23 protein-coding genes and 14 tRNA genes are annotated in these 24,313 nt (G+C 51.1%); 11 read left to right on the forward strand and 26 right to left on the reverse strand.

From position 1 onward, the window contains the following. The first annotated feature begins 33 nt into the window (after window positions 1–33). Window positions 34–2,247, forward strand: coding sequence for a tRNA(Met) cytidine acetyltransferase TmcA (locus tag NCTC9997_RS03405; protein ID WP_230405851.1), 2,214 nt, complete (start codon window positions 34–36; stop codon window positions 2,245–2,247). 362 nt (window positions 2,248–2,609) lie between these two features. Here NCTC9997_RS03405 and NCTC9997_RS03410 read toward each other — a convergent pair whose 3' ends face one another. The 4 genes from NCTC9997_RS03410 to NCTC9997_RS03425 all read right to left on the reverse strand — a co-directional run bounded on the left by NCTC9997_RS03410 (window position 2,610) and on the right by NCTC9997_RS03425 (window position 5,275). Then, on the reverse strand, window positions 2,610–2,978 hold the full coding sequence (locus NCTC9997_RS03410) for a DUF2897 family protein (protein ID WP_064977313.1): 369 nt from the start codon (window positions 2,976–2,978) through the stop codon (window positions 2,610–2,612). Between the two features lie 72 nt (window positions 2,979–3,050). Then, complete coding sequence (locus NCTC9997_RS03415) at window positions 3,051–3,734, reverse strand: M15 family metallopeptidase (protein WP_230405852.1); 684 nt, start codon at window positions 3,732–3,734, stop codon at window positions 3,051–3,053. After that, window positions 3,731–4,858, reverse strand: coding sequence for a succinyl-diaminopimelate desuccinylase (dapE, locus tag NCTC9997_RS03420; protein WP_064977314.1), 1,128 nt, complete (start codon window positions 4,856–4,858; stop codon window positions 3,731–3,733). The genes NCTC9997_RS03415 and dapE overlap by 4 nt, the downstream gene beginning before the upstream one ends. A 63-nt stretch (window positions 4,859–4,921) precedes the next feature. Beyond that, on the reverse strand, window positions 4,922–5,275 hold the full coding sequence (locus NCTC9997_RS03425) for an ArsC family reductase (RefSeq protein ID WP_064977315.1): 354 nt from the start codon (window positions 5,273–5,275) through the stop codon (window positions 4,922–4,924). Between the two features lie 296 nt (window positions 5,276–5,571). Here NCTC9997_RS03425 and NCTC9997_RS03430 point away from each other — a divergent pair, with 296 nt between their 5' ends. Then, window positions 5,572–5,856, forward strand: coding sequence for a winged helix-turn-helix domain-containing protein (locus NCTC9997_RS03430; protein ID WP_010862342.1), 285 nt, complete (start codon window positions 5,572–5,574; stop codon window positions 5,854–5,856). A gap of 5 nt (window positions 5,857–5,861) precedes the next feature. Here NCTC9997_RS03430 and NCTC9997_RS15380 read toward each other — a convergent pair whose 3' ends face one another. Beyond that, the gene (locus NCTC9997_RS15380) at window positions 5,862–5,990 is read right to left on the reverse strand and encodes a hypothetical protein (protein ID WP_268952967.1); all 129 of its coding nucleotides are present in this window, start codon (window positions 5,988–5,990) and stop codon (window positions 5,862–5,864) included. Between the two features lie 438 nt (window positions 5,991–6,428). Here NCTC9997_RS15380 and NCTC9997_RS03435 point away from each other — a divergent pair, with 438 nt between their 5' ends. The 5 genes from NCTC9997_RS03435 to NCTC9997_RS03455 all read left to right on the forward strand — a co-directional run bounded on the left by NCTC9997_RS03435 (window position 6,429) and on the right by NCTC9997_RS03455 (window position 9,546). Beyond that, window positions 6,429–6,857, forward strand: a complete 429-nt coding sequence (locus NCTC9997_RS03435) for a GNAT family acetyltransferase (RefSeq protein WP_010862341.1) — start codon at window positions 6,429–6,431, stop codon at window positions 6,855–6,857. Next, window positions 6,850–7,338: a DUF2919 domain-containing protein gene (locus NCTC9997_RS03440; RefSeq protein WP_064977316.1), complete on the forward strand. Its 489-nt coding sequence runs from the start codon at window positions 6,850–6,852 to the stop codon at window positions 7,336–7,338. The genes NCTC9997_RS03435 and NCTC9997_RS03440 overlap by 8 nt, the downstream gene beginning before the upstream one ends. Window positions 7,339–7,466: 128 nt before the next feature. Beyond that, window positions 7,467–8,048 carry a DUF1131 family protein gene (locus tag NCTC9997_RS03445; protein ID WP_064977317.1) on the forward strand — a complete coding sequence of 194 codons (582 nt, stop codon included), beginning with the start codon at window positions 7,467–7,469 and terminating at the stop codon, window positions 8,046–8,048. 49 nt (window positions 8,049–8,097) lie between these two features. Further along, a complete protein-coding gene (locus NCTC9997_RS03450; protein ID WP_064977318.1) occupies window positions 8,098–9,006 on the forward strand; it encodes a Dyp-type peroxidase in 909 nt (302 codons plus the stop codon). A 204-nt stretch (window positions 9,007–9,210) separates the two neighbouring features. Continuing rightward, on the forward strand, window positions 9,211–9,546 hold the full coding sequence (locus tag NCTC9997_RS03455; RefSeq protein WP_010862337.1) for a hypothetical protein: 336 nt from the start codon (window positions 9,211–9,213) through the stop codon (window positions 9,544–9,546). Between the two features lie 98 nt (window positions 9,547–9,644). Here NCTC9997_RS03455 and crr read toward each other — a convergent pair whose 3' ends face one another. From crr to cysK, 4 genes are all read right to left on the reverse strand, one after another. Next, window positions 9,645–10,154, reverse strand: coding sequence for a PTS glucose transporter subunit IIA (gene crr / locus NCTC9997_RS03460; RefSeq protein ID WP_010862336.1), 510 nt, complete (start codon window positions 10,152–10,154; stop codon window positions 9,645–9,647). Between the two features lie 72 nt (window positions 10,155–10,226). Further along, window positions 10,227–11,954 (reverse strand): phosphoenolpyruvate-protein phosphotransferase PtsI, encoded by a 1,728-nt coding sequence (gene ptsI / locus NCTC9997_RS03465; RefSeq protein ID WP_010862335.1) that lies wholly within the window; start codon window positions 11,952–11,954, stop codon window positions 10,227–10,229. 57 nt (window positions 11,955–12,011) lie between these two features. Then, on the reverse strand, window positions 12,012–12,269 hold the full coding sequence (gene ptsH, locus NCTC9997_RS03470) for a phosphocarrier protein Hpr (protein WP_010862334.1): 258 nt from the start codon (window positions 12,267–12,269) through the stop codon (window positions 12,012–12,014). Window positions 12,270–12,600: 331 nt separating this feature from the next. After that, complete coding sequence (gene cysK / locus NCTC9997_RS03475) at window positions 12,601–13,569, reverse strand: cysteine synthase A (protein WP_010862333.1); 969 nt, start codon at window positions 13,567–13,569, stop codon at window positions 12,601–12,603. Between the two features lie 386 nt (window positions 13,570–13,955). Here cysK and NCTC9997_RS03480 point away from each other — a divergent pair, with 386 nt between their 5' ends. Next, window positions 13,956–15,077 (forward strand): beta-ketoacyl-ACP synthase III, encoded by a 1,122-nt coding sequence (locus NCTC9997_RS03480; protein WP_064977319.1) that lies wholly within the window; start codon window positions 13,956–13,958, stop codon window positions 15,075–15,077. A 108-nt stretch (window positions 15,078–15,185) separates the two neighbouring features. Here NCTC9997_RS03480 and cysZ read toward each other — a convergent pair whose 3' ends face one another. Next, the gene (gene cysZ, locus NCTC9997_RS03485) at window positions 15,186–15,944 is read right to left on the reverse strand and encodes a sulfate transporter CysZ (protein ID WP_010862331.1); all 759 of its coding nucleotides are present in this window, start codon (window positions 15,942–15,944) and stop codon (window positions 15,186–15,188) included. 374 nt (window positions 15,945–16,318) lie between these two features. Here cysZ and zipA point away from each other — a divergent pair, with 374 nt between their 5' ends. The 3 genes from zipA (at window position 16,319) to NCTC9997_RS03500 (ending at window position 20,885) form a co-directional block, all read left to right on the forward strand. Next, window positions 16,319–17,194, forward strand: coding sequence for a cell division protein ZipA (zipA, locus tag NCTC9997_RS03490; RefSeq protein WP_039044626.1), 876 nt, complete (start codon window positions 16,319–16,321; stop codon window positions 17,192–17,194). Between the two features lie 86 nt (window positions 17,195–17,280). Then, window positions 17,281–19,293 (forward strand): NAD-dependent DNA ligase LigA, encoded by a 2,013-nt coding sequence (ligA, locus tag NCTC9997_RS03495; RefSeq protein WP_064977320.1) that lies wholly within the window; start codon window positions 17,281–17,283, stop codon window positions 19,291–19,293. Between the two features lie 500 nt (window positions 19,294–19,793). Beyond that, a complete protein-coding gene (locus NCTC9997_RS03500) occupies window positions 19,794–20,885 on the forward strand; it encodes a porin (protein WP_010862328.1) in 1,092 nt (363 codons plus the stop codon). A 223-nt stretch (window positions 20,886–21,108) separates the two neighbouring features. Here the strand turns inward: NCTC9997_RS03500 and NCTC9997_RS03505 are convergent, their stop codons facing one another. The 16 genes from NCTC9997_RS03505 to NCTC9997_RS03580 all read right to left on the reverse strand — a co-directional run bounded on the left by NCTC9997_RS03505 (window position 21,109) and on the right by NCTC9997_RS03580 (window position 24,310). After that, window positions 21,109–21,837, reverse strand: a complete 729-nt coding sequence (locus NCTC9997_RS03505) for a YccT family protein (RefSeq protein ID WP_064977321.1) — start codon at window positions 21,835–21,837, stop codon at window positions 21,109–21,111. Window positions 21,838–22,022: 185 nt separating this feature from the next. Beyond that, window positions 22,023–22,229 (reverse strand): hypothetical protein, encoded by a 207-nt coding sequence (locus NCTC9997_RS03510; protein ID WP_071849674.1) that lies wholly within the window; start codon window positions 22,227–22,229, stop codon window positions 22,023–22,025. Window positions 22,230–22,478: 249 nt separating this feature from the next. Next, window positions 22,479–22,554, reverse strand: a tRNA-Val gene (locus NCTC9997_RS03515). 37 nt (window positions 22,555–22,591) lie between these two features. Next, a tRNA-Lys gene (locus tag NCTC9997_RS03520) sits at window positions 22,592–22,667 on the reverse strand. 77 nt (window positions 22,668–22,744) lie between these two features. Then, window positions 22,745–22,820, reverse strand: a tRNA-Val gene (locus tag NCTC9997_RS03525). A gap of 37 nt (window positions 22,821–22,857) precedes the next feature. Next, window positions 22,858–22,933 (reverse strand) — tRNA-Lys (locus tag NCTC9997_RS03530). 77 nt (window positions 22,934–23,010) lie between these two features. Next, a tRNA-Val gene (locus tag NCTC9997_RS03535) sits at window positions 23,011–23,086 on the reverse strand. Between the two features lie 37 nt (window positions 23,087–23,123). After that, a tRNA-Lys gene (locus NCTC9997_RS03540) sits at window positions 23,124–23,199 on the reverse strand. A gap of 77 nt (window positions 23,200–23,276) precedes the next feature. Further along, window positions 23,277–23,352 (reverse strand) — tRNA-Val (locus tag NCTC9997_RS03545). A 37-nt stretch (window positions 23,353–23,389) separates the two neighbouring features. After that, window positions 23,390–23,465 (reverse strand) — tRNA-Lys (locus tag NCTC9997_RS03550). Window positions 23,466–23,542: 77 nt separating this feature from the next. Beyond that, a tRNA-Val gene (locus NCTC9997_RS03555) sits at window positions 23,543–23,618 on the reverse strand. 37 nt (window positions 23,619–23,655) lie between these two features. Beyond that, window positions 23,656–23,731 (reverse strand) — tRNA-Lys (locus NCTC9997_RS03560). Window positions 23,732–23,808: 77 nt separating this feature from the next. Continuing rightward, window positions 23,809–23,884, reverse strand: a tRNA-Val gene (locus NCTC9997_RS03565). A gap of 37 nt (window positions 23,885–23,921) precedes the next feature. Further along, a tRNA-Lys gene (locus tag NCTC9997_RS03570) sits at window positions 23,922–23,997 on the reverse strand. 126 nt (window positions 23,998–24,123) lie between these two features. After that, window positions 24,124–24,199, reverse strand: a tRNA-Val gene (locus NCTC9997_RS03575). Window positions 24,200–24,234: 35 nt separating this feature from the next. Beyond that, window positions 24,235–24,310: transfer RNA gene (locus NCTC9997_RS03580), tRNA-Lys, on the reverse strand. Between the last annotated feature and the right edge of the window lie 3 nt (window positions 24,311–24,313).

The following is a 24,313-nucleotide window of genomic DNA, read 5'->3' on the forward strand; positions in this document are numbered from 1 at the left end:
TATTGTGTGATAGCAGCAAAACAAAGGTTCGGCGTGGATATTCAACTGCAACAGATGACCGACGAGTTACGCCAGCGCGGACATCGTCAGCTGTGCTGCCTGAGCGGCAGTGCAGCATGGACAGCCGCGCAGGCGCAGCGTTTTTTACATGCGTTGCCCGGTGACTGGTTGCAGTTGGTGCCCGATCTCCCTGCTCCCAATATGGCGAGTGCCGACAGCGTGTTGCCGTTTGGCATGGCGACGCCCGCCATCTCATTTCGCGCCGCGCGTACCTTGCTCGGTCAGGAATTTACTCACGCCCTGTTTGATGCGCGGCAAGGATTGGATGCCGAGGCGCTCGCCATTGTGGCGGGCGCCTTAGCGGCGGGCAGCTGGTTACTGCTTTTGGTACCCGACTGGCTGCAATGGCCGACGACTCCCGATTGCGACAGCGTACGTTGGTCTGAGCAACCCAGCGCCATTGCAACGCCTAATTTTGTGCGGCATTGTCAGCAAACCTTGCGGCAATCACCGGCGCTGTTGTGGCGTGAGGGTTCATCGGGGGAGTCTGTGCCAGTGTTCGAAGCGAGCACGCAGCTTCCTTTCTTGAAATATCACGCGGCGGTCAGCACGCCGTGGTCTGCGCCCAATGGGCAACCGACAGTCGATCAGCAGCGTTTATTGCAGCAGTTGCTGCACGGCGAGCCGGGCATTTATTGCCTGACGGCCGATCGCGGACGGGGAAAATCCACCTTGGCGGGGATGCTGGCGTCGCGTTGGGGGGCTGTGCACCCGAATGCGACGTTGTGGGTGACGGCGCCGAAACGCGCCGCTTGCGATCAGCTACTGCAGCGCAGTGGTGAGCAAACCGAATTTATCGCACCGGATGCATTGCTGGCGCGTTGCCAGCAGGCCGCGTCAACCGGCGCACCGCTGGCTGATTGGCTGATTGTGGATGAGGCTGCCGCCTTGCCCGCACCACAGCTGCGCGCCTTGCTACCCTATTTTCGCCGCTGTTTGTTGCTGACCACTGTGCAAGGGTATGAAGGCACCGGACGTGGTTTTTTACTTAAATTTTGCGCCGAGCTGCAAGCGTCAGGGGCGCCGTGGCATGCGTTAAGTTTGTCCGCGCCGGTGCGTTGGGCCGTAGGCGATCCCTTAGAAGCCACCATTGCCGATTTATTATTGCTCGATGCCGAGCAGCAATTGGCTCCTGTTTCCGTACATTCTTTACCAGCAGATTGCGCGCCAGCCTCACCCCCCGTATCTGGCATCTCGGTACAGCCTTATCAAGCGGCGCAATTAGCCGCTGAGCCTGTGTTGTTGCAGCGATTTTATGGCTTGCTGACCGGCGCGCATTACCGCACCAGCCCGTTAGATTTACGCCGTTTGCTGGATGCGCCACAGCAACAATTCTGGCTAGCGCAAACGCCAGAACAACAGGTTCCGGCTGCCGCTTGGTTAGTGCCGGAGGGCGGATTGAGCGCCGAGCTGGCGCAGGCCATCTGGCGTGGTGAGCGACGTCCGCGCGGTAATTTGTTGGTGCAGTCTTTAGCGGCGCATGCTGGGGTCGCGCACGCCTGCCAGCTGCGCTCGCTACGTGTGAGTCGAATTGCAGTATTACCGGATTGGCGACGTTTAGGGTTGGCATCGTCATTGTTGGAAACCGTCTGGGCGGCAACCGTGCAGCAGCAACAGGATTTTGTGTCGGTGAGTTTTGGTTTTACTCCGGCGTTATGGGCATTTTGGCAGCGCTGTGGTTTTCATCTGGTGCGTATCGGCACGCAAAAAGAGGCGAGCAGTGGTTGCTATGCCGCGATGGCGATCCGACCTTGTTCCAGTGCTGGGCAGCAGCTGTTAGTGCAAGCGCAAGCTGATTTCGCGCGGCGCTGGCCGCACCAAGTTACGGCCGATTGGATGGATTGGCCGGCAGAGTATGCATTGGATGAGGTTTCTCACTCGCAAGAAACTCATTCGAACAGTGTCGCATCAGTGGATCGGTCGCTGGATAGCGCCGATTGGCGCGAGCTGCAGGGCTTTGCCTATGCGCATCGTCCGATAGAAGCCAGTTGGGCAGCTTTACAGCGTTTATTACGTTTGGCTTCACCTGAACCGTTGCCACTGCTGAGCCGGCGGCTGTTACAACGTCAAAGCGTGGCGCATATTGTGCAGGAATGTGGCTTGCATGGCCAAAAGGCATGGTTACAGGCATGTCGGCAGGAGGTGGCGGCTTACTTGCAATCGCGCGGTATTTCGCCGCTGAGATAAACAGATAATGACTGTAATTAATAGGATGTAAGCGAAAGGGCAACAAAGCAAAAGGACAAAAAAGACAAAAGAAAAGTCAGCGCACTGCAGAAGATTAGGGAGGAGAGGCAGTGCGCTGGAAAGTGAGTCTCTGCGGTTTACGCCCCAGAATCGGAGGTAAATTCGCAGTCGGCTACGGGTGTATCATTTTCAGACGTCACAGGCCATGCGGCCTGATATTCCGAATATTCGGCGAGCGCTTTTTCATACTCATCTTGGTATGTCATGCAGATCCTCATCCGTTGTAATAATTGTTGCAAGAATAGCCGTTTTCTTTGGCGGTGGAAGGGCATACGCGACAGAAACGTGATGTATTCCCGAACTTATACCAAGTCATTGTTATGATTGTGATCTTGTTTCCTGACTGCCTTTTCCCGTTGCGTTGCGGTTACATTTTGTTCTGTGCTCAGCGTCGGTTGTGGCACATTTGCCGCCGTGGAGGATGGTGGTGCTGACGGCGCTGCTTTGGATGCATCAGGGGGCGTATTAGGGGAAGTATCAGGCGTATTGCCATCACTGGCATCGGTGCTGTCGTCCGTATGGGGCTCTACTGGCGCGTCTGTATCTCGCTGGGTCGGCGCTCTGCCGCGCGGAAACTTCATATTGGCGGTGACGCGCAGCGCCGCCAGATTGCCACCAATAAAGGCAATCACTAAAAAGATAATGAACCAGCCTTTTTCCAATAGATCCATGCGGCGCTCCTTGCGGACTTGGCAGGCTATCCTGACCCGTTGATGACGGAACAGCGCTAGCCGGTTTTGCCGTTACATGCCGGGCAGATTTTGCACATAGCGACGAAATAACGCGGGTAGATGTGCTTGCAACGTATCGCTACCGGCGATCTCTTCGTGCTCCCAAGCCTCTAATAACAGCGCTGGCGTTAGCTGCTCGGCCAGTTTTTCGGCCACTGGATGATAGCTGATATGCCACGGCTCTGCCGCGACACCACCATGATCATGCAAAAATGGCCGACAAAAATCATAGTGGGCCAAATGCTCATCCAGCCACGCAGACAACTCACTGAAATAGCCGCCCGGCTGATATTCCCACGGCTCTAGTTGGAGTGCCGTGCCTGCGGGCAGCGCATCAGGATCGTACACATCAATCTCGGTACCCCAGTGATGGCGACTGGCTCCCGGCAAGGCTGACCAACGCAAAATCTTACGACAGCGCTCCAACGGCGCAAGCTGCAGCACATCGACATTGTTGCCTGCATCGTCATGTACGCGTCGCTGGCCGTGGTATTTGCTGTTCCAGATCAGTTGCTGACGCGAGAAATCGCGAAAACTGCTGGCCGGTTGCAGATTAAAACCACTGCGGGCCGCTGCCTGTTGGAGAGCCAAAAACGCCGGTAGTGCCGCGTGGTGCAAAGCATGCCGCTCATTGAGGGCCGACAAATGAGCGCGGTCTTTTCCGGTCAGGCAGGCAGCCGGCAGTGAGTTCATCATGGTAATATTTTCTCCAAAATCCGCTGATAAATCAGCGTCAGTTGCTCCAGATCGTCCACGCTGACACATTCATTGACTTTGTGAATGGTGGCATTGACTGGCCCCAGCTCGACCACTTGGGTGCCCATGCGGGCGATAAAACGTCCATCGGAGGTACCGCCGGTGGTCAGTAATTGGGTGGTTTGGCCGGTGTGTTCGGCAATGGCGGCAGACACCGCATCCACCAGAGGGCCTGTTGGCGTTAAAAAGGGCTGACCGGAGATTACCCATTCAATTCGGTGTGGTAAATCATACTCGGCCAGTAATGCGGCTACCCGCTGCTGAATTTGGCTATCGGTAACCTCAGTGCTAAAGCGCAAATTAAACTGCACGTACAGCTCGCCAGGGATCACGTTATTACTGCCGGTTCCGGCCTGAATATTGGCGATTTGCAAGCTGGTGGGCGGGAAAAAGGCATTGCCCTGATCCCACTCGATAGCGGTCAGCGCTTGTAAGAATGGTAACGCCTTGTGCACTGGGTTATCCGCCAGATGCGGGTAGGCCACATGGCCTTGAATGCCCTGAATGTACAAGTTAGCGGTCATCGAGCCGCGGCGGCCATTTTTGACCACATCGCCGACCCGCTCGGTGCTAGATGGCTCCCCCACCAGACAATAATCAATCATTTCGTGGCGCTGTTGCAGGGTTTCTACCACTTTCACCGTGCCGTTGATGGCGCTGGCTTCTTCATCTGAGGTCAGCAAGAACGCCAGTGAACCGCTGTGTTGGGGATGGGCAGCGACAAAGCGCTCGGCAGCCACCACCATCGCGGCCAGTGAGCCTTTCATGTCGGCGGCGCCGCGCCCGTATAACATGCCATCGCGGATCTGCGGCGTAAAAGGATCTGACTGCCACAAATTAGTATCCCCTGCCGGGACTACATCGGTATGGCCGGCAAAGGCAAAGCACGGGCTGGCCGTGCCGCGGCGCGCCCATAAATTCAGGGTATCGCCAAAGGGTAACCACTCCAGCGTAAAGCCCGCCGCGGCCAAGCGCTCAGCCAACAGCGTCTGGCAACCGGCATCCTGCGGGCTGACCGACGGGCTGCGGATCAGTGCGCAGCTTAAATCAACAACACTACTCATTACGTGATGCACTCCCTGTAAACGTGGGTGGTTAGCGGTATGACGATGCCATTCACTATGCCATTAATTGGCTGGGTAAAACACCTGCTGATAGTCGGCTTCTTTGAAACCGAGCCAGTACTGGCCATTGTGCGCCAATAACGGGCGTTTGATGAGTGCAGGATGCGCCACCATCAGGGCGATGGCTTGCTCTTCAGTGGTGACCTGCTTGGCCTCTTCAGGTAAGCCACGCCACGTCGTGCCACGGGTATTGAGCAGGGGCTGCCAACCGAGCTGCGAGATGGCTGGTGCGAGTAGTGCAGCATCAACGCCATCGGCGCGGTAGTCATGAAATTGATAAGGGATGTTGTTTTGCTCCAGCCAGCGGCGGGCTTTTTTGATGGTGTCGCAGTTTTTGATCCCGAAGATGGTGGTCATAGCGTGCTCTCTTTTAGTCAGTAAAGTTAGTCAGTAAAGTCGGTCACCCGTAACAATACGGGCTAGTGGTGAAGCCTCTTTTTGCCACAGCCGTTTGGGGGCAAAGGCGGAGAAGGCTTACCGTTTAGGTGATTATTTTTATGGGGATTTCTTTGGTTCAGCGTTTATACCGTGTGAAGCAGCGCCGGTAAAGCAAAGACAAAATGTCCTGCCGCTCACAGTTATTCATTTTCGCCGCGCAGGGGGGCGACGGCAGTGGAATAATAGAGCATATAAATTTTGCTAGGGAGTGCATTATGACGTTAAACCCTGTGTTTGCCCGTCGTTTATATTTATGTCATCTGTTAGCGGTGACCGAACGGCCTAATATTCCCTGTTTAATGGAGATAACCGGCTGGCCACGACGCACCTTGCAGGATGTCATGAAGGCGTTACCGGGTCTGGGTGTCGACGTTCGCTTTGTGCAGGACGGTGTGCGCAATAATGATGGCTATTATCAGCTCTCGGATTGGGGCCCGCTGCAACAGCCGTGGATCACGGAGCATTTGCCGTTGATTTGTGCCGCGCTGGATAAATCCTGATATCCTCAGGTGTGGTTGATACACAGCGTACGCGCGTGGTTAAAGCGCGCAGCTTCGGCGGCAAGCGGGAAACCGGCTACCGCCGAAGGAAAATAGGGCTGACCACCGCTTATCGGTGCATCGTGATGAGCCACTCATAGTCATCTCTTCGGTGTGATTTCGTGGTTACTGCTGTTTTTTCTTTTTTGTTTTCTCTTCTTCTCTCTTCTTGTTCTTTGTTTTATCCCTTGTGGTCTCCTCTTTGTTTTTCCGTCTTTTCGCTATTAACCTCTTTACCGTGATTTTTATCCTCTATTTTGGGGGCGTTAAGGCGTCTACGAGGGCATCTTTTGGCATGTTACGTTTGGCGTGCGACAAGGTGTGGCAGAGCACATTAGCGGTCGGAGGTGCGCTTTGTGGGATGGAGCGCGCTGTTCGCCGGCTTTTTTAAGTTTTTTTGCACTCCAGACCGAGGCAGATCTCAGTGGTTATGCTAAGTTACGCCCTTTCGGCTAATAAGAATTGCATGGCATTTCGGTCATGCTGATAATTGTATAATAATCAAACAGCTTAACGAGTGTTCGGATAAGGTTATGGAAATTCGCGTTTTCAGACAGAGTGATTTTGAAGAGGTTTTAACCTTGTGGGATCGGTGCGATGTGGTTCGGCCATGGAACGATCCTGAGCTCGATATTGAACGCAAAGTGCATGCGGGTGCGGATCTGTTTTTGGTGGCCGAAGTAGCTGGCGAAGTGATTGGCACCATTATGGGCGGTTATGATGGCCATCGTGGCTGGGTGAACTATCTGGCGGTGCATCCGGACTACCGCGGGCGCGGAATAGCTAATGCGCTGGTAAATCGGGTGGAGAAAAAGCTGATTGCACGCGGATGCCCGAAAATCCATCTGCTGGTGCGTGAAGAAAATCAGGCCGTGATCAGCATGTATGAAAAGCTTGGCTACGATATTCAAGACACCATCTGCTTAGGCAAGCGCTTGATAGAAGATAGCGTGGATGAGTAAAACCGCCGACCCGTGCCTGTACGCGCCGGATGATTATGACCAGCATGGCTGGCTGCGTTTACCGCTCTGGTATTGGACGATTTTGGTGCTACAAGCCAAAACCTGGGCGCTGTTTTTGATTGCCGGCGCGTCGCGCGATACCGGCGATCGCCTGTTGCGATTGTTTTATCCGCAAACCGATGATTTTTGGCTCGGCATGATCATCGGCCTACCGGCGGTGGCGCTCTTTTTGCTAGCCGGACGTCGTCAGCATTGGCCACGTTTGTGGCGCAGCAGCCGACGTTTGTTGCCAGTGATGCTGGTGGGCGATCTGCTGTTATCGCTTAAAACGCTACTTTTGGCGCCGGCTGATTTTTCGCTAACGGCGGCGACCTTCTCGGTGCTGACGCTATGGGCGCTGCTGTATGTGCTGCGTAGCCGTCGTTTAGCCTGCTGTTTCATCCTTCCGGCGCATACCTCTTCCTCTTCAGCATCAAACTAGCCTGTGCCATGGCTACCTATATTGCCGACAACCGCAGAGGATAATTGTCTGGTAAGATAGCTGTACTGCGTATCCGTTAGCGCCACATTGCCATCCTGGCAGTGCTGGCCACTACCAGGGAGTACCGAATGAAGCGTCCCGTATGGATGATAGCTTTCCCTCTATTGCTGTCTGGCTGTAGCAGCCTCGGCGTCAGCAATTGGATGCCAACGAGTTGGTTTGGCAGTAGCGATACCGTGACCGGCGACAGCGTGCTAGGCTTGGATGCGGATACCCCCGTCACCCACGATGCCATCAGCCGCCAATTAGGCGATGGATTTCAGATCCGCACCGGCATGCAATCCAATGGGGCCGATGTGCTGCCGTATGCTGAAGTGCGACAAAATGACGCCCGTGTGATGACCGTGAACGGCAAAGCCGACGGTCAGATATCGTCAGTGGATATCGATAGCCCAGAGATTAAAACCGAATGGGGAACCCATGTCGGTAGCCGGTTCAGCGATATCTACCCCAAAGCGCTCGGTGCCAATTGCAAAATCGGGCAGGCCGAGGTGGACTCGGCGGTGATTTGCCAAGCGCCACAAGATCAGCGCATTCGTTACGTTTTCAGTGGTGAATGGGATGGCCCGCAAACCTTGCTTCCACCGGATGCAACATTGCGTGACTGGCAGATAAAACGGATTATCTGGCAGGCCGCTCCGGCACCGTAATCGATAACTGATACCAAGCATGACAAGCAGAATAAAACAGGAGAACAGTATGACCATTGCACAAAGCGGAATTGTACCGGAGGGTAGTCGCTTTGCCATGTTCCTTGTCTTACATGTTGAACAGGGTGTTTCCCGGGTGCGTGATATTGCCAAGCAGTTCCCGGCGATGGTGCAGCAGTATGCGGAGAGCGATCCACAAGCCGAGCTGTCTGGAACTTGGGCCTTTGGTGAAGCGCTGTGGCGCACACTGGCAGGGGATGAAGAAGCGCCAGAGCTGAAGTCTTTTGTTGAGCTGGGCGAAGCGCCGTATCTGGCACCGTCCACGCAAGAAGATCTGTTTATCCACATTCACTCTCAGCGTCACGACCTGAACTATGCGCTCGCACAAGCGGTTCTCAATGCCTTAGGCGATTGTGTCACCGTTACGGATGAGCAGCACGGTTTCCGTTACCTAGATGCCCGTGACATGACCGGCTTTATTGATGGCACTGAAAACCCGCACGGGGATGAGACTCGTCAGCAAGTGGGCGTGATTGAAGAAGGTCCGGATCAGGGCGGCAGCTATATTCTGGTGCAGCGCTATGCGCATAACTTGCCAAAATGGCATGCACAAAGCGAAGAAGATCAGGAAAAGACCATTGGCCGTACTAAGGTTGACAGTGAAGAGTTAGAGCCAGAGCAACGCTTTGCCAACTCACACGTTAGCCGCGTCGATCTGAAAGAAGAGGGCAAGGGGCTAAAAATCCTGCGTCACAGCCTGCCTTATGGCAAAGTCAGTGATGAACATGGTCTGTACTTCTGCGCTTACTGCCATTCCCTGCGCAACATTGAGCAGCAATTGCTGAGCATGTTTGGTGGCATGGAAGATGGCCAGTACGATCGCCTGCTGAAGTACACCCGTGCTGTGACCGGCGGCTACTATTTTGCTCCGTCACGTACTCGTCTTGAGCAACTGTGAAGCGATTCAGTGCTGAGTTTTGAAAACGAATTTCGTTTTCTTCCACTTTTAGCCCGCTCTTCGGTAGAATAATGCGCGTTATCGCGCATTTTTTATGTCGTCAGCCTTTTTGTTGCCGACCAGTCATGTTTAGCTCTCAGACAAAACAGACTGAAAGTGCGCGAGATACCCTCTGAAACCCGAAGATAACAATGAGCTAGGGATATGGTGACCAAACTGAAATCCGGTAAACAACGTCAACTGTTTGAGCTGTTAATGCAATCCGGCCCGCTGGCCGTTTCGGCCATGATGGATGGTGTGCGGGTTCGCCTGCAAGGCCATTGCCAATTGGCAGCCAGCGCGCAAGGCGATCGCCTGCTGGTGGGAGATAGCGGCAGTCAGCTGGATATTGACTGGCGTCAGGTCAACCGGCTGGAAGTGGCAGCCGATCGTGCTGATACGCTGAGCTTTTATAACGGACAGAAGTTGCTGTTTGCCCTGCAACATCCAACGGCAGCATTTTCACCTGCCATTTTGGAGATGGAAGGTAACCTGCTGTAAGGTGGTGTTCGCTTCTGACTCTGCTGTCGCGTGATGAAAATCAGCCATAAAAAAGCCATCCCGTGGGATGGCTTTTCTGTTTTAGCCGTTAGGCTGCATTACTTTTTAATGCGCAGAACCGGAGTTTCACCTACGGTTACGTTACCAGACAGCTTCACCATCTCCTTGATTTCATCCATATTGGAGATAACCACTGGAGTCAGGGTAGATTTTGCTTTCGCTTCCAGAACGGCCAGATCAAATTCAATCACTGGATCGCCCATCTTCACGCGCTGGCCTTCTTCAGCGATACGCTTGAAGCCTTCGCCTTTCAGCTCAACAGTGTCAATACCGAAGTGTACGAACAGCTCAATACCGCTGTCAGATTCGATAGAGAACGCATGGTTGGTTTCGAAGATCTTACCAATAGTACCGTCAACCGGTGCAACCATCTTGTTACCGGCCGGCTTGATGGCAATACCATCACCTACGATTTTCTCAGCAAATACCACATCAGGCACATCTTCGATGTTTACGATTTCACCTGACAACGGCGCAAAAATCTCAATGCTGCCGGCATCGCTGGTATCATCGGAAACCAGTTTCTTCAACTTATCGAACAGACCCATAGTATTCTCCTAATTATCGGTAATTATTCGGCTTGATAGTGCTAACTTAGTGTACTTGCACGTTCAGCACAATCAGCAAAGTGCTTTTTCTTCCAGAAACTTGTTAATCAGCTCCATAATATCCGCTGCCGTAGGCTGCGCCAAAGCATGTTCTGCCAGCGCTTTAGCATCTTCAAAGTTCACGTTACGGATCACTTTTTTGATGCGCGGAATGGAAATGGCACTCATGCTGAACTCATCAAGCCCCATACCGAGCAGCAGCACTGCCGCGCGCTCATCGCCGGCTAGCTCGCCACACATACCGGTCCACTTCCCTTCTTTGTGCGAGGCATCAATAACCTGCTTGATCAGGGTCAGAACCGCTGGTGTCATCGGATTGTAGAGGTGAGAGATCAGCTCATTACCCCGATCTACTGCCAGTGTGTACTGGGTCAAATCGTTGGTGCCGATACTGAAGAAATCGACTTCTTTCGCCAGATGGTGTGCGATCGCCGCTGCAGCCGGGGTTTCAACCATCACACCGACTTCGATGCTCTCGTCAAACGCATGGCCTTCTGCGGTCAGTTCCAGTTTCAGGGCATCCAGTTCGGCACGCAGGGTGCGAACTTCTTCCACTGAAATCACCATTGGGAACATGATGCGCAGCTTACCAAAGGCGGAAGCTCGCAGGATGGCACGCAGCTGAGTACGCAGGATTTCTCTACGATCCAAGCAGATACGAATTGCACGCCAGCCCAAGAATGGGTTCATTTCTTTTGGCAGGTTCAGATAAGGCAAGTCCTTATCACCACCGATGTCCATGGTACGGATGATAACCGCTTGGCTGCCCATTGCTTCGGCAACCGCTTTGTAAGCGGCAAACTGCTCTTCTTCGGTTGGCAGCGCATCGCGATCCATAAACAGGAATTCGGTACGGTACAGACCAACGCCTTCACCGCCGTTACGCTCAACACCATCAACATCACGTACGGTACCGATGTTACCGCACACTTCAACCTGATGACCGTCCAGCGTCATGGCTGGCAGATCTTTGAGCTTAGCCAGCTCGGCTTTCTCATTGGCGTAACGAACTTGCGTCTCTTTCAGCTGTTCGATTTGCGCTGCAGTCGGGTTGATGTAGATAGCGTTGTTCAGCGCATCCAGTACCAGATAGTCACCGGATTTAACCTGCTGAGTTACATTGTTGGTACCCACGATCGCTGGCAGCTCTAAAGAGCGCGCCATGATAGAGGTGTGGGATGTCCGGCCACCGATGTCGGTGACGAAACCTAAAACTTTGTCCAGATTCAGCTGCGCAGTTTCTGAAGGAGTCAGGTCGTTAGCAACCAGAATCACTTCTTCACTGATGGCACCCAAATCGACGATGTCCATGCCGAGCACGTTTTTCAGCAAACGCTTACCGATGTCACGTACGTCAGCCGCACGCTCTTTCAGGTACTCATCATCCAGCTCTTCCAGAGCCTGAGCCTGACCTTCGATAATGGCATAAATCGCCGCTTCTGCAGAAGCTTTGTTGTCCTTAATGTAGGCTATGATTTCCTGCTCTAGCTCTTCATCTTCCAGCAGCATGATGTGACCTTCGAAGATGGCTTCCTTTTCTTCGCCCAGAGTCACGGCTGCTTTTTGTTTGATCGCTTCCAATTGGGCAGATGCTTTCGTCCGACCGGTTAAGAAACGGGCAACTTCGTTGTCCAACTCAGAGTCGGCCAGTGTTGCGCGGTTGATAACAATCTCGTCTTCTTTCAGCAGTAATGCCTTACCAAAAGCGATACCCGGTGATGCCAAGATGCCTGAAATCATAGCCCTACCTATCTAAAAATCTGTGTCAGTGACGCGTTCTTAAGAGTACAGCCGAGATTACTCGAGTTCAGCCATCAGCTTAACCAGGTGCTCAACCGCATTCTTCTCATCCGCACCTTCTGCTGCGATGGTCACTACGGTGCCCTGAGTCAGGCCCAGAGTTTGCAGCTTGAACAGGCTCTTGGCGCTGGCGCTTTTGCCGTTGGAGCTGACAGTAATGTCAGAGGTGAACTCTTTCGCTTCTTTCACAAACTGAGCGGCTGGACGAGTGTGCAGACCATTTGGAGCAGTGATAGTAACTTGTTTCTCAAACATAATATGTCATCCCAATGAGTGAAGATTATCCGTTAATTAGCGATGCCAACTAACGTCAACCTGTCTTGTTATTAAATGATAGTCGATGAAACAGAAACGTAAATTGATCCCTGTTAACCACTCACATTCTACATCAATCAGCATTGTATAAGATTATCCATGCTGCACAGGAACGTTGTAGTCAGGAGAATAATTTTACGCACTAAAAAAATTGATTGGTTTAATACAAGAGAGGGCACAATAAATCAATAACGGGAGAGGTAGAAGTTAGCACTCGCGCACAAAAAGGCATCAAAAATGATGCCTTTTTGTTCATTTCAGTAAAATGGCATTACTGTTGCATTTCTTTTTCAGTGAACATGTCGGCAAAGAGTGCAGTACTCAGATAGCGCTCACCAGACGATGGCAGGATCACCACGATGGTTTTATCGGCAAACTCTGGCAGGGCGGCCAGCTTGTTAGCTGCTGCCACGGCAGCGCCGGATGAGATCCCCGCCAAAATGCCTTCTTCTTCCATCAGACGACGTGCCGTGGAGATAGCTTCTTCGTTGGTGATTTGCTCCACGCGGTCAATCAGGCTCAAATCCAGGTTTTTCGGGATAAAGCCGGCGCCAATGCCTTGAATTTTATGCGGGCCCGGTTTGATCTCTTCCCCTGCCAACGCTTGGCTGATCACCGGTGAGTCTTTTGGCTCGACCGCCACAGAAATCACCGCTTTGCCGCGGGTGTTTTTCAGATAACGGCTAACCCCAGTCAGGGTACCACCGGTGCCAACGCCGGCCACAAACACATCCACTTGACCATCGGTATCTTCCCAGATTTCTGGGCCGGTGGTTTTTTCATGAATTTCTGGGTTGGCTGGGTTATTAAATTGTTGCAGCAGAACGTAGCGATCTGGCTCGGCCGCCACAATCTCTTCGGCTTTGGTGATCGCCCCTTTCATGCCTTTGGCGCCTTCGGTCAGGATCAGGTTCGCCCCCAGCGCTTTGAGCAGTTTGCGACGCTCCAGACTCATGGTTTCTGGCATGGTCAGGGTCAAACGGTAACCACGTGCAGCGGCGACATAAGCCAGAGCAATCCCAGTATTGCCACTGGTGGGCTCAATCAACTCTTTGTCTTTGGTCAGGATGCCGCGTTTTTCGGCATCCCAGATCATGTTGGCACCAATCCGGCATTTCACGCTGAAGCTAGGGTTACGGGATTCCACTTTGACCAGCACATTGCTCGGGCCGACGCGGTTCAGGCGTACCAGCGGGGTATGACCAATGGTTTGTGAATTGTCGGCAAAAATTTTGCTCATAATCTGTTCCTTCCGCTAACGTTTTCAGTATGTCAGTTATCTTGTTATAAACAGTTTCATCCCCAAAACCCAGCACTGAACCGCGAGTAACCTGCCTTGGCAGACTGATCAGAGAAGCTATGCAGTACTGTTGAGAATCAGCATACGCTGACCGGCCACGATGAAAAGAAAAGAATCGTCATATCCTTATGTGATTTCTGCAATTAGTAGGTTTCCCCGTGCCCAGCCCCGCAATCTTGCATGCGGTTACTCGACATTTATTAACCTACACGTAATCTTAAGATCACGTTTTATGCTTTGCAGCGCGTAACGGTAGGCCATGAGAGCTGCTTGACGCCTGCGGGGTAGTCTATGTCGAACAGGATGTGCTCCGAGAGGAACCGGTTATGCAGGAAGTTGTGATCAGCGGCTCAGGTCTGTACACCCCACCATATCGCATCAGTAATGACGAATTGGTGGACGCGTTTAATCGCTATGTTGAGCGCTATAATCAGGAAAACTACGGAGCAATTCAGGCTGGACAAATACAGCCATTGCAACCTTCGAGTGCTGAGTTTATCGAGAAAGCCTCCGGGATCCAGCAACGCTATGTGATGACGCGGCAGGGTATTTTGGATCCTGAGATCATGCAGCCGTTGTTGGCCGAGCCGAGTAACGATCAACCTTGTTGGATGGCGCAGATGGCGGCAGCGGCCGCGCAAGACGCGCTACGTCAGGCCTCCTTGAAGGCAGACGATATCGATCTGGTGATTGTTGCCGCGTCCAACCTACAGCGCGCTTATCCGGCGATTGCCATTGAGGTGCAACAGCTACTGGGCACCCGCGGCTACGCCTTTGATATGAATGTGGCTTGCTCATCGGCAACTTTTGGTATCAGCCAGGCGATGGATGCGATTTTGTCCGGTATGGCTAAGCGGGCATTGGTGATTAATCCTGAAATTTGCAGTGGTCACGTTAATTTCTGCGATCGGGATTCACATTTTATCTTTGGGGATGCCTGTACCGCGGTAGTGCTGGAGCTGCGAGAGTTAAGTAATAACGCACAAGCGTTTGTGATCGTAGACCGGGTGCTGCAAACGCAATTTTCCAACAACATTCGCAATAACTTTGGTTTCTTGAACCGAACCCATCCACAAACCCAGTTTGATAGGGATAAATTGTTTGTGCAGGAAGGGCGCAAAGTCTTCAAAGAAGTTCTGCCGCTGGTGTGTACGCTGCTGGAAAATCAACTCAGCCGCGCAGGTCTTCGCGCTGAAAATCTCAAGCGCTTGTGGCTGCATCAAGCCAACAGCAATATGAATGGGTTTATTGCCCGCAAGATTTTGGGTCGTGAGCCAACCCCAGAAGAGGCGCCACTGATCCTGAACGAATTTGCCAATACCAGTTCGGCCGGATCTGTGATTGCGTTTCATCGTTATCACGCCGATTTTAAGTCCGGAGAGCTTGGGATCTTATGTTCTTTTGGCGCCGGTTATTCTGCCGGATCTCTGTTGCTGCGCCGCTTATAATTCGGCATCTAGGCCAGCGAACAACGGCATCAACAAAAGAAAAAGCCCCTTTTGGGGCTTTTTCTTTTTGCGTTTGCGGTTTGCCATTAGGGCGTTGCTTACGCGCAGTTATTCGGCAAACTTACCTTTGAGCTGTGGCCGGTAGCAATCCACCCACATGGCCGTAGCGCCGCAAACGGCAACCGGCATGATCACCAGATTGAGCAGTGGGATCATGGTGCATGCGCTGATTAAGGCACCAAAGCCTAAGCTGGTCAGGCGACGCTGCTTGAGGGCATCGCGCATGGTGGCAAACGGCACTTTGTGGTTATCAAAAGGATAGTCCGCGTATTGCACGGCCAGCATCCACGCAGTCAGTAAAAACCACAGCACCGGTGCCAAGGTCTGCCCAATCACGGGAATAAAGTACAACAGCAGTAGCGCCAGCACTTTGGGTAGGTAATAGGTCAGCTTGCGCACTTCACGCCGTAAAATACGAGGCACGTCGCGCAGCAGTGTCATCACGCCGGTAACGGGTGGCTCTTCGCCAGTCAGTCTGGCTTCCAATTGCTCTGCTAACAGGCCATTGAATGGGGATGCAATGATATTGGCGATAGTGCTGAAAAAATAACCGAACAGCAGCAAGATACTGATCACCGCCAATGGCCACAGCAGATAGTTCAGCCATTGCAACCATTCTGGAACGTGGCTGAGTAAGCGATCGATCCAACTGCCCAGATGTAACATCAGGGCGTAAAACGAGCCGCCCAGCAGCAAGATATTGACGAGAAGCGGCAAAATCACATATCGCCGGATCCCGGGTAAGAAAGCCAGCCGCCATCCTTGCAGAAAATAGCTCATCCCATTTTGTGTCAGCGCTTTGTGCATAAATTAAGATATCCGCTCTGTACCTGAATATCGGCATCATAGCGACTGTGCGTCAGTGATTCTAGATAAGTGATTCTCGATATCCGCTACGCCTTGTTAGTATTGATGCATTGAGCATACCGTTGTTGAGCACACCGCCTTGGCGGTCAGAAAGGGCGAGTGCACCGAGGCGTAACGAGACGGTTGCAAATACGTCAGGCAAAATGGTGCTTAATTAGACAAAAACGACGATAAAATTTTATTAACCGTCCAGAAATCTTGCTCAGTACTTGAAGAGCGCTGCACTAACACATAAAGTTAGCAGCAGTAACAGCTATGTATGATGCATAGTGTGTGTGGCATAGCCAGAACAGCGGACTGAAGAGATACCAGCGATGCAGGATTTGCGTCTGATTTTAATTGTGGTGGGAGCGATTGCGATCGCTGCCTTGTTATTGCATGGATTGTGGGCAAGCCGCAAGGAAAAACCAACAGTCTTCGGGAGTAAACCGGTTAAGCGGCTGAAAAAGACACCGCCTCCGCCGGCTGCGGAAAGTGAATATGACGATGACGGCATCGGTGCCGTGCGCGTGGTCACCCCGAGTGCTGCGGTATCTCAGGAGCCGACGTTCTCTGCCACCAGTGCCGATGAGACCGCGTATATGGACGAGGCAGACGATCCGTTAGCTGCGCGTCCTCGTGAGCCGGAGGTGCGTGTCGCAACCCCTGAGCCATCGGTAACGGTACGTGCGCCACAAGAGCGTGTGGAGCCGGTGATTGCGCCAGTTGAAGAAGCGCCGGTACAACCGGTACAAACTGTTGCGGCGCAGCCAGCGCCAGAACCGGAGCCAAAGCGGCCAACGAGCGATGTGCTGGTACTGAACGTTTCGGCGCATCACGGTCAGGTGATCGATGGTGAGCGTTTGCTCAATAGCTTGCTGCAACTGGGTTTCCATCACGGTGAAATGTCTATTTTCCACCGTCATGTGGATCCGATGGGTAATGGCCCAGTGCTATTCAGTTTGGCCAACATGGTTAAGCCGGGAACATTTGATGTGGCGCAGATGCACCATTTCACCACGCCGGGCGTCACGATGTTCATGCAGATCCCTTCTTATGGGGATGCGGGTCAGAACTTTAAATTGATGCTGCAGGCCGCTCAGCGTATTGCTGATGATGTGGGCGGGCTGGTTCTGGATGATGAGCGCCGGATGTGGACACCGCAAAAGACCGAAGAATACAAAGTTCGCATTAAAGCGGTCTGTGCATAACCAAATCGTGATGCATCAGGCTGACAGGGTTTAAAACGAATAAAACCCCCGCACTGCGGGGGTTTTTCTCATTACGGGGCAGGAATATGGCGAAGACCATCGCACAACAGATTTTGGCATTGCGCGCAGAGCTGCGTCACCACGAATACCTTTACTATGTTCTGGATCAGCCGTCAGTCCCTGATGCGGAATATGACCGCTTGATGCAGCAATTACGCGCGTTGGAAGAGTCGCACCCAGAGCTCATCACTGCGGATTCGCCAACACAGCGGGTCGGCGGCAAGGCGCTCACCGGTTTTGCACAGGTACAGCATGAAGTGCCGATGTTGTCGCTGGATAATGCCTTTGATGCCGAAGACTTTTTGGCATTTCAAAAGCGGGTTACCGATCGTTTAGGCGATGCCACCGCGCTGACCTATTCTTGTGAGCCGAAGCTTGATGGGCTGGCGGTCAGTATTTTGTATGTTGATGGCGTATTGACTCAAGCCGCGACCCGAGGCGATGGCACTACTGGTGAAGATATCACAGCCAACGTACGCACCATCCGCAATGTGCCTTTACGCTTAAGTGGCGATTATCCACCGCGTCTAGAAGTGCGTGGCGAAGTGTTTATGACCCGTGACGGATTTGAGCGCTTAAACGAGCAGGCCCAGCGCCGCGGGGACAAAACCTTTGCTAACCCACGTAATGCTGCTGCCGGCTCACTGCGTCAGTTAGACAGCAATATCACCGCGCAACGGCCATTAGCCTTCAATGCCTATGGTTTGGGTGTTGTTGAGGGCGCTAGGCTGCCGGACAGCCACGTTGCACGTTTGCAATATCTACAAGCTTTAGGGATCCCAGTCAGCCAAGAAGTGCGTCAAGTCACCGGCGGTGAAGCGGTGATTGATTATTACCACGCGATTCAGGCCAAACGCGACCAGCTGAATTTTGATATTGATGGCGTTGTGATCAAGGTCGATGCGTTAGCGCTGCAAGATGAATTGGGCTTTGTAGCTCGCGCGCCACGTTGGGCTGTTGCCATCAAATTCCCCGCACAAGAAGAGATCACGCAGGTGCGCGATGTTGAGTTTCAGGTCGGGCGTACCGGCGCAATCACGCCAGTGGCTAAGCTTGATCCGGTGTTTGTCGGCGGCGTGACGGTCAGTAATGCCACCTTGCATAATGCCGATGAGATAACTCGTCTGGGCTTAATGATTGGCGATTATGTGGTGATCCGCCGTGCCGGCGATGTGATCCCTAAAATTGCTAGCGTGGTGCTGGAGCGGCGCCCAGAGCAGGTGCACGCAGTGACATTCCCATCTCAATGCCCTGTGTGCCAGTCAGCTGTCGAGCGTATTGAAGGCGAGGCGGTTGCTCGCTGCAGCGGCGGCCTGATTTGTCCGGCGCAGCGCAAAGAGGCTCTGCGCCATTTTGCGTCACGCCGAGCGCTGGATATCGAAGGGATGGGTGAGAAGATTGTCGATCAGCTCGTTGAACGTGAGTTGGTACATACGCCGGCTGATTTATTCCGTCTATCTTTAGCCGAGCTGACGCGCTTGGAGCGCATGGGGCCGAAGTCGGCGCAAAAGCTACTCAACGCTATTAATCATGCCAAACAGACGACGTTCGCTCGTTTTCTGTATGCCCTGGGTATCCGTGAGGTGGGCGAGGCGACTGCCGCAAACCTAGCCGATCACTTTACAACGCTCGATGCTCTGCGCGCTGCCGATATTGAACAGCTACAAGCAGTACCTGACGTAGGTACGGTGGTGGCTACGCATATCTATCATTTCCTGCGTGAGCCACATAATGACAGCGTGATTGAGGATTTGTTGGCCTTAGGTGTGAACTGGCCGGATGCCATTAAACCGCAAGTCGCCGGCGAGTCACTGTTCAGTGGTAAAACCGTGGTATTGACCGGCACCTTGACACAAATGAGCCGTGACGAGGCGAAAAGTCGGATTCAAGCCATGGGCGGTAAAGTGACTGGTAGCGTATCAGCGAAAACCGATTTTCTGATCGCAGGTGAGGCGGCGGGCTCAAAGTTAACCAAAGCACAGTCGTTAGGGATCACCATTCTCACTGAAGATGAGTTTTTATCCCAATTCGCGAATTAATGTTTTTGCCGCAAATTAAGTCCCGCAGTCAGTGATTGGCTGCGGGTTTAATATTGGGAACAAGATCATAAAAGACGCATTTTTATAACAAATAACTGCGATGTAAATCATATAAATAAGCGTGCTAATAACGCAAGTTATGATCTCGGCACGCTTTATATTGGATAGGGTAATTTGATAACTTATTGATTTTTAATGTTTTAATTGTAATTCATTGATCTGCTTCGCATTTGAACCTGCCTATTTTAAATAGTTCCCCGCATGCCCTAATAAATTTTTGCACTCTGTCATAAATTTATAAAAATCACCCAAATAACCGTTGATGTTTTGCGCTGCAAAAGTACTCTTGTTATGTACCTACTGCCTCCCATACGGATAGATGAAGGCATTGCACATTTACCCGTATGGGATTTCGGAAAAATTTTTTCTTTGGGAGAGCTCTGGCTGCAGTGGCTGCATGACAGAGATGGATAAAAGTCCAACAAATAGGAGTTTCACACATGTTTAAGAAAAGTATGATTGCCGCAACAATCATCGGTTCTTTCGCCGCCCTTCCTGCTCATGCATACAAAATTGGCACCGAAAACGGCATGAATGTTGAAGTTTATGGTGTTATCGCCGTTGACTTGAACTACTACGCTGATACCGGTACTGGTTATGACATCAACAACGAATCGCGTGTTGGTTTCCGCGCAGGCAAGCAAATGTTCGATGATTTCGAAGTTTTTGCGCAGATCGAATCTGGCTATGTAGGTGATGATGGTGGCAGTGGTAAGTTAGGTGCTCGTGATACTTTTATTGGTGCTAAAGGTTCATGGGGTACGGCCCGTTTCGGTCGTATGCTGACCCCTCTGTATGAGCTGATTGACTGGCCATACTCTAACCCTGGCTTAGGTCAAGTATTTGACTGGGGTGGTGATTTTGCCGGTAACTATGATCGTAAAGGCGATACCATTCGTTACGATTCTCCAGTATGGGGTGGTTTCTCTTTCAGTGTAGCAACCGGTCGTGGTAATACTAGCTCTACTGGCAATAACTGGTACGGCGCAAGTGCACACTACAAAGTTATCGATGCGTTGACGTTGCATGCGGGCTATGAAAATGGCTCAAACCATGAAGTATCTGGTGCTACTGCTGCAGATATTAAGCTTGTACACCATACTGATGGCTCTGTGTCTTGGGAGCGTGTAAGTGGTGCTGATGCGGTGCTGGCCGATCGTTCTACTTACTTAGTAGGTTTTGAAGCTAGCTTACCTGCTGGATTCGGTTTCTCTGGCGCATTCAAGTCTGCTGAGCAGAAAATTAACAATGGCGGTGATAAGAAGACTCAAGACTCTATGTCTATCATCGGCCAGTACTGGAATGGTCCAGTAGGCTTTAAACTGGGTTATGCGAAGAACTTTGATTACGAGCTTAATGGTAATAAGGTTGAAAATACAGCTGATGAAGTGGTATCTGGTCAGTTGATGGCTGTAGTTAATGATTTTGTACCTTATGTACGAATCGGCCACCGTGATGTTTACAACGATGGCAAAGCTGATGGCGGTTCAAAAGGCATGTTCTACTTGGTTGGTATGGAATACGGTTTCTAATATTCACCTACCGAGTTAGACCTAATGGAAAAGGCGAGCGTAAGCTTGCCTTTTCTTTTTGGATAAAATATATCCGTGCGAGTATTAAAATTAATTAAGCCATTACATCAGATACGGCATGGGGCGGTGAGTTATAACAGATTGGATGTAAGTGGGGGAGAACGACAGGTAATCGTTAATCAGGGGAAATAAAAAGCCTTGCAAAGAAGGCTTTTTATGAAGGTTATTTGATGTTTTGTACCGCCCAACTGATGAATTTCTTTTGTGTTTCGCTATCGTATTGATTAAATAATTGCTGTAGCTGTTCAATGTTTTTATTATTCGATACGGCTGTTGTTGCCGGTGCTGAGGCTTGTACTGGCGCAGTGGTAGCTACCACTGTGGATGCTAGAGCAGCTGTTGGCTGCGAGGATCCGGTATGCTCGCCGAGCAGATTAGCCATTTTGACGTTGATGCTTGGTAGGCTAGCAGGCTTGTTCTGTTGATTATATTTATAGAGCTCTTTGTCAAAATCGCGAACAAACTGGAATCCGCCGCTCATGAGCACATCTTTAGCTATCGCGATTGGGGCATTGTTCGCGATATTGTTAATGGTATAGTTTTGCTTTTTAGCAAAGAGTAGCGCCTCATCCCGATTTTCAATTTTAGGAATATCCAGTTTTAAATTCTGATTCGAGGCATCGAACTTTACGATATAAGCATCGGATACGAATTTTTCATACCCACCTGAATTTCTGACCATATTTTCATAACGGAAAACGATCTGGTTTTCGCCATCAGGCAGAACAAAAGTAGGGCTTTTTAGCTGAGCTTTGAGCATGTCAGGAGTCGCTTCTTCTCCATTCACCATAATCATAACCAGCGAAGGTGGAAGCTCAAGATTGACTGCTGCTTGTGCAGTAAGACTGCTTACACCAATAAGGGTGCATAGCAATGTTTTGCGAATTAACATTGATCGTTCCTATTTAGACGAAGTGGCCTTGTTATTGTAACGATCAGCTTGTTTTAGATAATAGGGGTTGCGAGTAATTATGGATGCTGGCGCAAATAACGGAAATCTATAGGGGTTCTGTTCAATAAAATGCTTGACTGAGCGCATACTCACCGACGGATCCTTTTATCGGTGAGTATGATCCATCAATTGGTGTTTTTTTGCGGTGGGATGACCTTTTCAGGATTAAATCGAGCAAAATTATCTAAGCAGACAAAAAGATTATTTGCTGTAGCGCAATGCTGTAATGCCGCTTCAGGAAAGTAAGTTGGCGTTCCTGCAAGAGTAAAAGCAAATGCCGTAGAACTAAGCCCTGATGCTAGCAGTAATGTAAGTGCAATTACCCGTTTCATGTGAATGACCTCTATCGCGTATATGTGACAAATGTTGTGTTTGCGTGTTCACGTACATGTCGTTACAGTTACAAATATAGAGGTGGATAACAAAATTTCCACGTTGAAGCGTTATTTTTTGGTTCACATTAAGATTTGACTTGGAGATCAATCGGTTGGGTTTGCATACAAAAAAGCGCCTAATTAGGCGCTTTTTTTATTCGATAACCATACAAATGAATATGCAAATGATGTTTATCGACAGAAATATGGTGGGCGATACCGGGTTCGAACCAGTGACCCCCTCCTTGTAAGGGAGGTGCTCTCCCAGCTGAGCTAATCGCCCTGGGACTTAATCTGCGACAGAGTCTACAGAGAAAGAATGGTGGGTCGTGCAGGATTCGAACCTGCGACCAATTGATTAAAAGTCAACTGCTCTACCGACTGAGCTAACGACCCATCCTAAAACACATTTTTAACTGAGGAGTACGGTATTTCACGCAATCATCAGGTTTTCCTTCGTGAGAAGGAGAATATGGTGGGCGATACCGGGTTCGAACCAGTGACCCCCTCCTTGTAAGGGAGGTGCTCTCCCAGCTGAGCTAATCGCCCTGGGACTTAATCTGCGACAGAGTCAGCAGAGAAAGAATGGTGGGTCGTGCAGGATTCGAACCTGCGACCAATTGATTAAAAGTCAACTGCTCTACCGACTGAGCTAACGACCCATCCTAAAACACATTTTTAACTGAGGAATACGGTGTTTCACGTAATCATCAGGTTTTCCTTCGTGAGAAGGAGAATATGGTGGGCGATACCGGGTTCGAACCAGTGACCCCCTCCTTGTAAGGGAGGTGCTCTCCCAGCTGAGCTAATCGCCCTGGGACTTAATCTGCGACAGAGTCAGCAGATAAATAATGGTGGGTCGTGCAGGATTCGAACCTGCGACCAATTGATTAAAAGTCAACTGCTCTACCGACTGAGCTAACGACCCATCCTAAAACACATTTTTAACTGAGGAATACGGTATTTCACGTAATCATCAGGTTTTCCTTCGTGAGAAGGAGAATATGGTGGGCGATACCGGGTTCGAACCAGTGACCCCCTCCTTGTAAGGGAGGTGCTCTCCCAGCTGAGCTAATCGCCCTGGGACTTAATCTGTGACAGAGTCTACAGAGAAAGAATGGTGGGTCGTGCAGGATTCGAACCTGCGACCAATTGATTAAAAGTCAACTGCTCTACCGACTGAGCTAACGACCCATCCTAAAACACATTTTTAACTGAGGAGTACGGTGTTTCACGTAATCATCAGGTTTTCCTTCGTGAGAAGGAGAATATGGTGGGCGATACCGGGTTCGAACCAGTGACCCCCTCCTTGTAAGGGAGGTGCTCTCCCAGCTGAGCTAATCGCCCTGGGACTTAATCTGCGACAGAGTCTACAGAGAAAGAATGGTGGGTCGTGCAGGATTCGAACCTGCGACCAATTGATTAAAAGTCAACTGCTCTACCGACTGAGCTAACGACCCATCCTAAAACACATTTTTAACTGAGGAGTACGGTGTTTCACGTAATCATCAGGTTTTCCTTCGTGAGAAGGAGAATATGGTGGGCGATACCGGGTTCGAACCAGTGACCCCCTCCTTGTAAGGGAGGTGCTCTCCCAGCTGAGCTAATCGCCCTGGGACTTAATCTGCGACAGAGTCTACAGAGAAAGAATGGTGGGTCGTGCAGGATTCGAACCTGCGACCAATTGATTAAAAGTCAACTGCTCTACCGACTGAGCTAACGACCCATCCTACGCTCTAAAAGTGCAGTACACTGCAAACTTAAAGACTTAGCAAGTTTTAATTCGTTAACTGATGTATCGTTTATTATTCGATAAACATCTCAGTTAACGACTTCCTTTTAACAAAGGAAGTGGTGGGCGATACCGGGTTCGAACCAGTGACCCCCTCCTTGTAAGGGAGGTGCTCTCCCAGCTGAGCTAATCGCCCTGGGATTTTCGCTGCCAAAGTATAGCAGTAAAAGATGGTGGGTCGTGCAGGATTCGAACCTGCGACCAATTGATTAAAAGTCAACTGCTCTACCGACTGAGCTAACGACCCATC

It is taken from the genome of Plesiomonas shigelloides (genome assembly GCF_900087055.1).
Lineage (GTDB): Bacteria > Pseudomonadota > Gammaproteobacteria > Enterobacterales > CAMTGL01 > Plesiomonas > Plesiomonas shigelloides.

Coding starts and splice junctions, on each gene's coding strand:
- ptsH (WP_010862334.1), bottom strand. CDS start 12,269: ATGTTTGAGAAACAAGTTACTATCACTGCTCCAAATGGTCTGCACACT.
- NCTC9997_RS03435 (WP_010862341.1), top strand. CDS start 6,429: ATGGAAATTCGCGTTTTCAGACAGAGTGATTTTGAAGAGGTTTTAACC.
- NCTC9997_RS03425 (WP_064977315.1), bottom strand. CDS start 5,275: ATGACCACCATCTTCGGGATCAAAAACTGCGACACCATCAAAAAAGCC.
- ptsI (WP_010862335.1), bottom strand. CDS start 11,954: ATGATTTCAGGCATCTTGGCATCACCGGGTATCGCTTTTGGTAAGGCA.
- NCTC9997_RS03410 (WP_064977313.1), bottom strand. CDS start 2,978: ATGGATCTATTGGAAAAAGGCTGGTTCATTATCTTTTTAGTGATTGCC.
- NCTC9997_RS03445 (WP_064977317.1), top strand. CDS start 7,467: ATGAAGCGTCCCGTATGGATGATAGCTTTCCCTCTATTGCTGTCTGGC.
- NCTC9997_RS03440 (WP_064977316.1), top strand. CDS start 6,850: ATGAGTAAAACCGCCGACCCGTGCCTGTACGCGCCGGATGATTATGAC.
- ligA (WP_064977320.1), top strand. CDS start 17,281: ATGGCGAAGACCATCGCACAACAGATTTTGGCATTGCGCGCAGAGCTG.
- zipA (WP_039044626.1), top strand. CDS start 16,319: ATGCAGGATTTGCGTCTGATTTTAATTGTGGTGGGAGCGATTGCGATC.
- NCTC9997_RS03510 (WP_071849674.1), bottom strand. CDS start 22,229: ATGAAACGGGTAATTGCACTTACATTACTGCTAGCATCAGGGCTTAGT.
- NCTC9997_RS03430 (WP_010862342.1), top strand. CDS start 5,572: ATGACGTTAAACCCTGTGTTTGCCCGTCGTTTATATTTATGTCATCTG.
- crr (WP_010862336.1), bottom strand. CDS start 10,154: ATGGGTCTGTTCGATAAGTTGAAGAAACTGGTTTCCGATGATACCAGC.
- NCTC9997_RS03480 (WP_064977319.1), top strand. CDS start 13,956: ATGCAGGAAGTTGTGATCAGCGGCTCAGGTCTGTACACCCCACCATAT.
- NCTC9997_RS03455 (WP_010862337.1), top strand. CDS start 9,211: ATGGTGACCAAACTGAAATCCGGTAAACAACGTCAACTGTTTGAGCTG.
- dapE (WP_064977314.1), bottom strand. CDS start 4,858: ATGAGTAGTGTTGTTGATTTAAGCTGCGCACTGATCCGCAGCCCGTCG.
- cysZ (WP_010862331.1), bottom strand. CDS start 15,944: ATGCACAAAGCGCTGACACAAAATGGGATGAGCTATTTTCTGCAAGGA.
- NCTC9997_RS03450 (WP_064977318.1), top strand. CDS start 8,098: ATGACCATTGCACAAAGCGGAATTGTACCGGAGGGTAGTCGCTTTGCC.
- NCTC9997_RS03505 (WP_064977321.1), bottom strand. CDS start 21,837: ATGTTAATTCGCAAAACATTGCTATGCACCCTTATTGGTGTAAGCAGT.
- NCTC9997_RS03500 (WP_010862328.1), top strand. CDS start 19,794: ATGTTTAAGAAAAGTATGATTGCCGCAACAATCATCGGTTCTTTCGCC.
- cysK (WP_010862333.1), bottom strand. CDS start 13,569: ATGAGCAAAATTTTTGCCGACAATTCACAAACCATTGGTCATACCCCG.
- NCTC9997_RS03415 (WP_230405852.1), bottom strand. CDS start 3,734: ATGATGAACTCACTGCCGGCTGCCTGCCTGACCGGAAAAGACCGCGCT.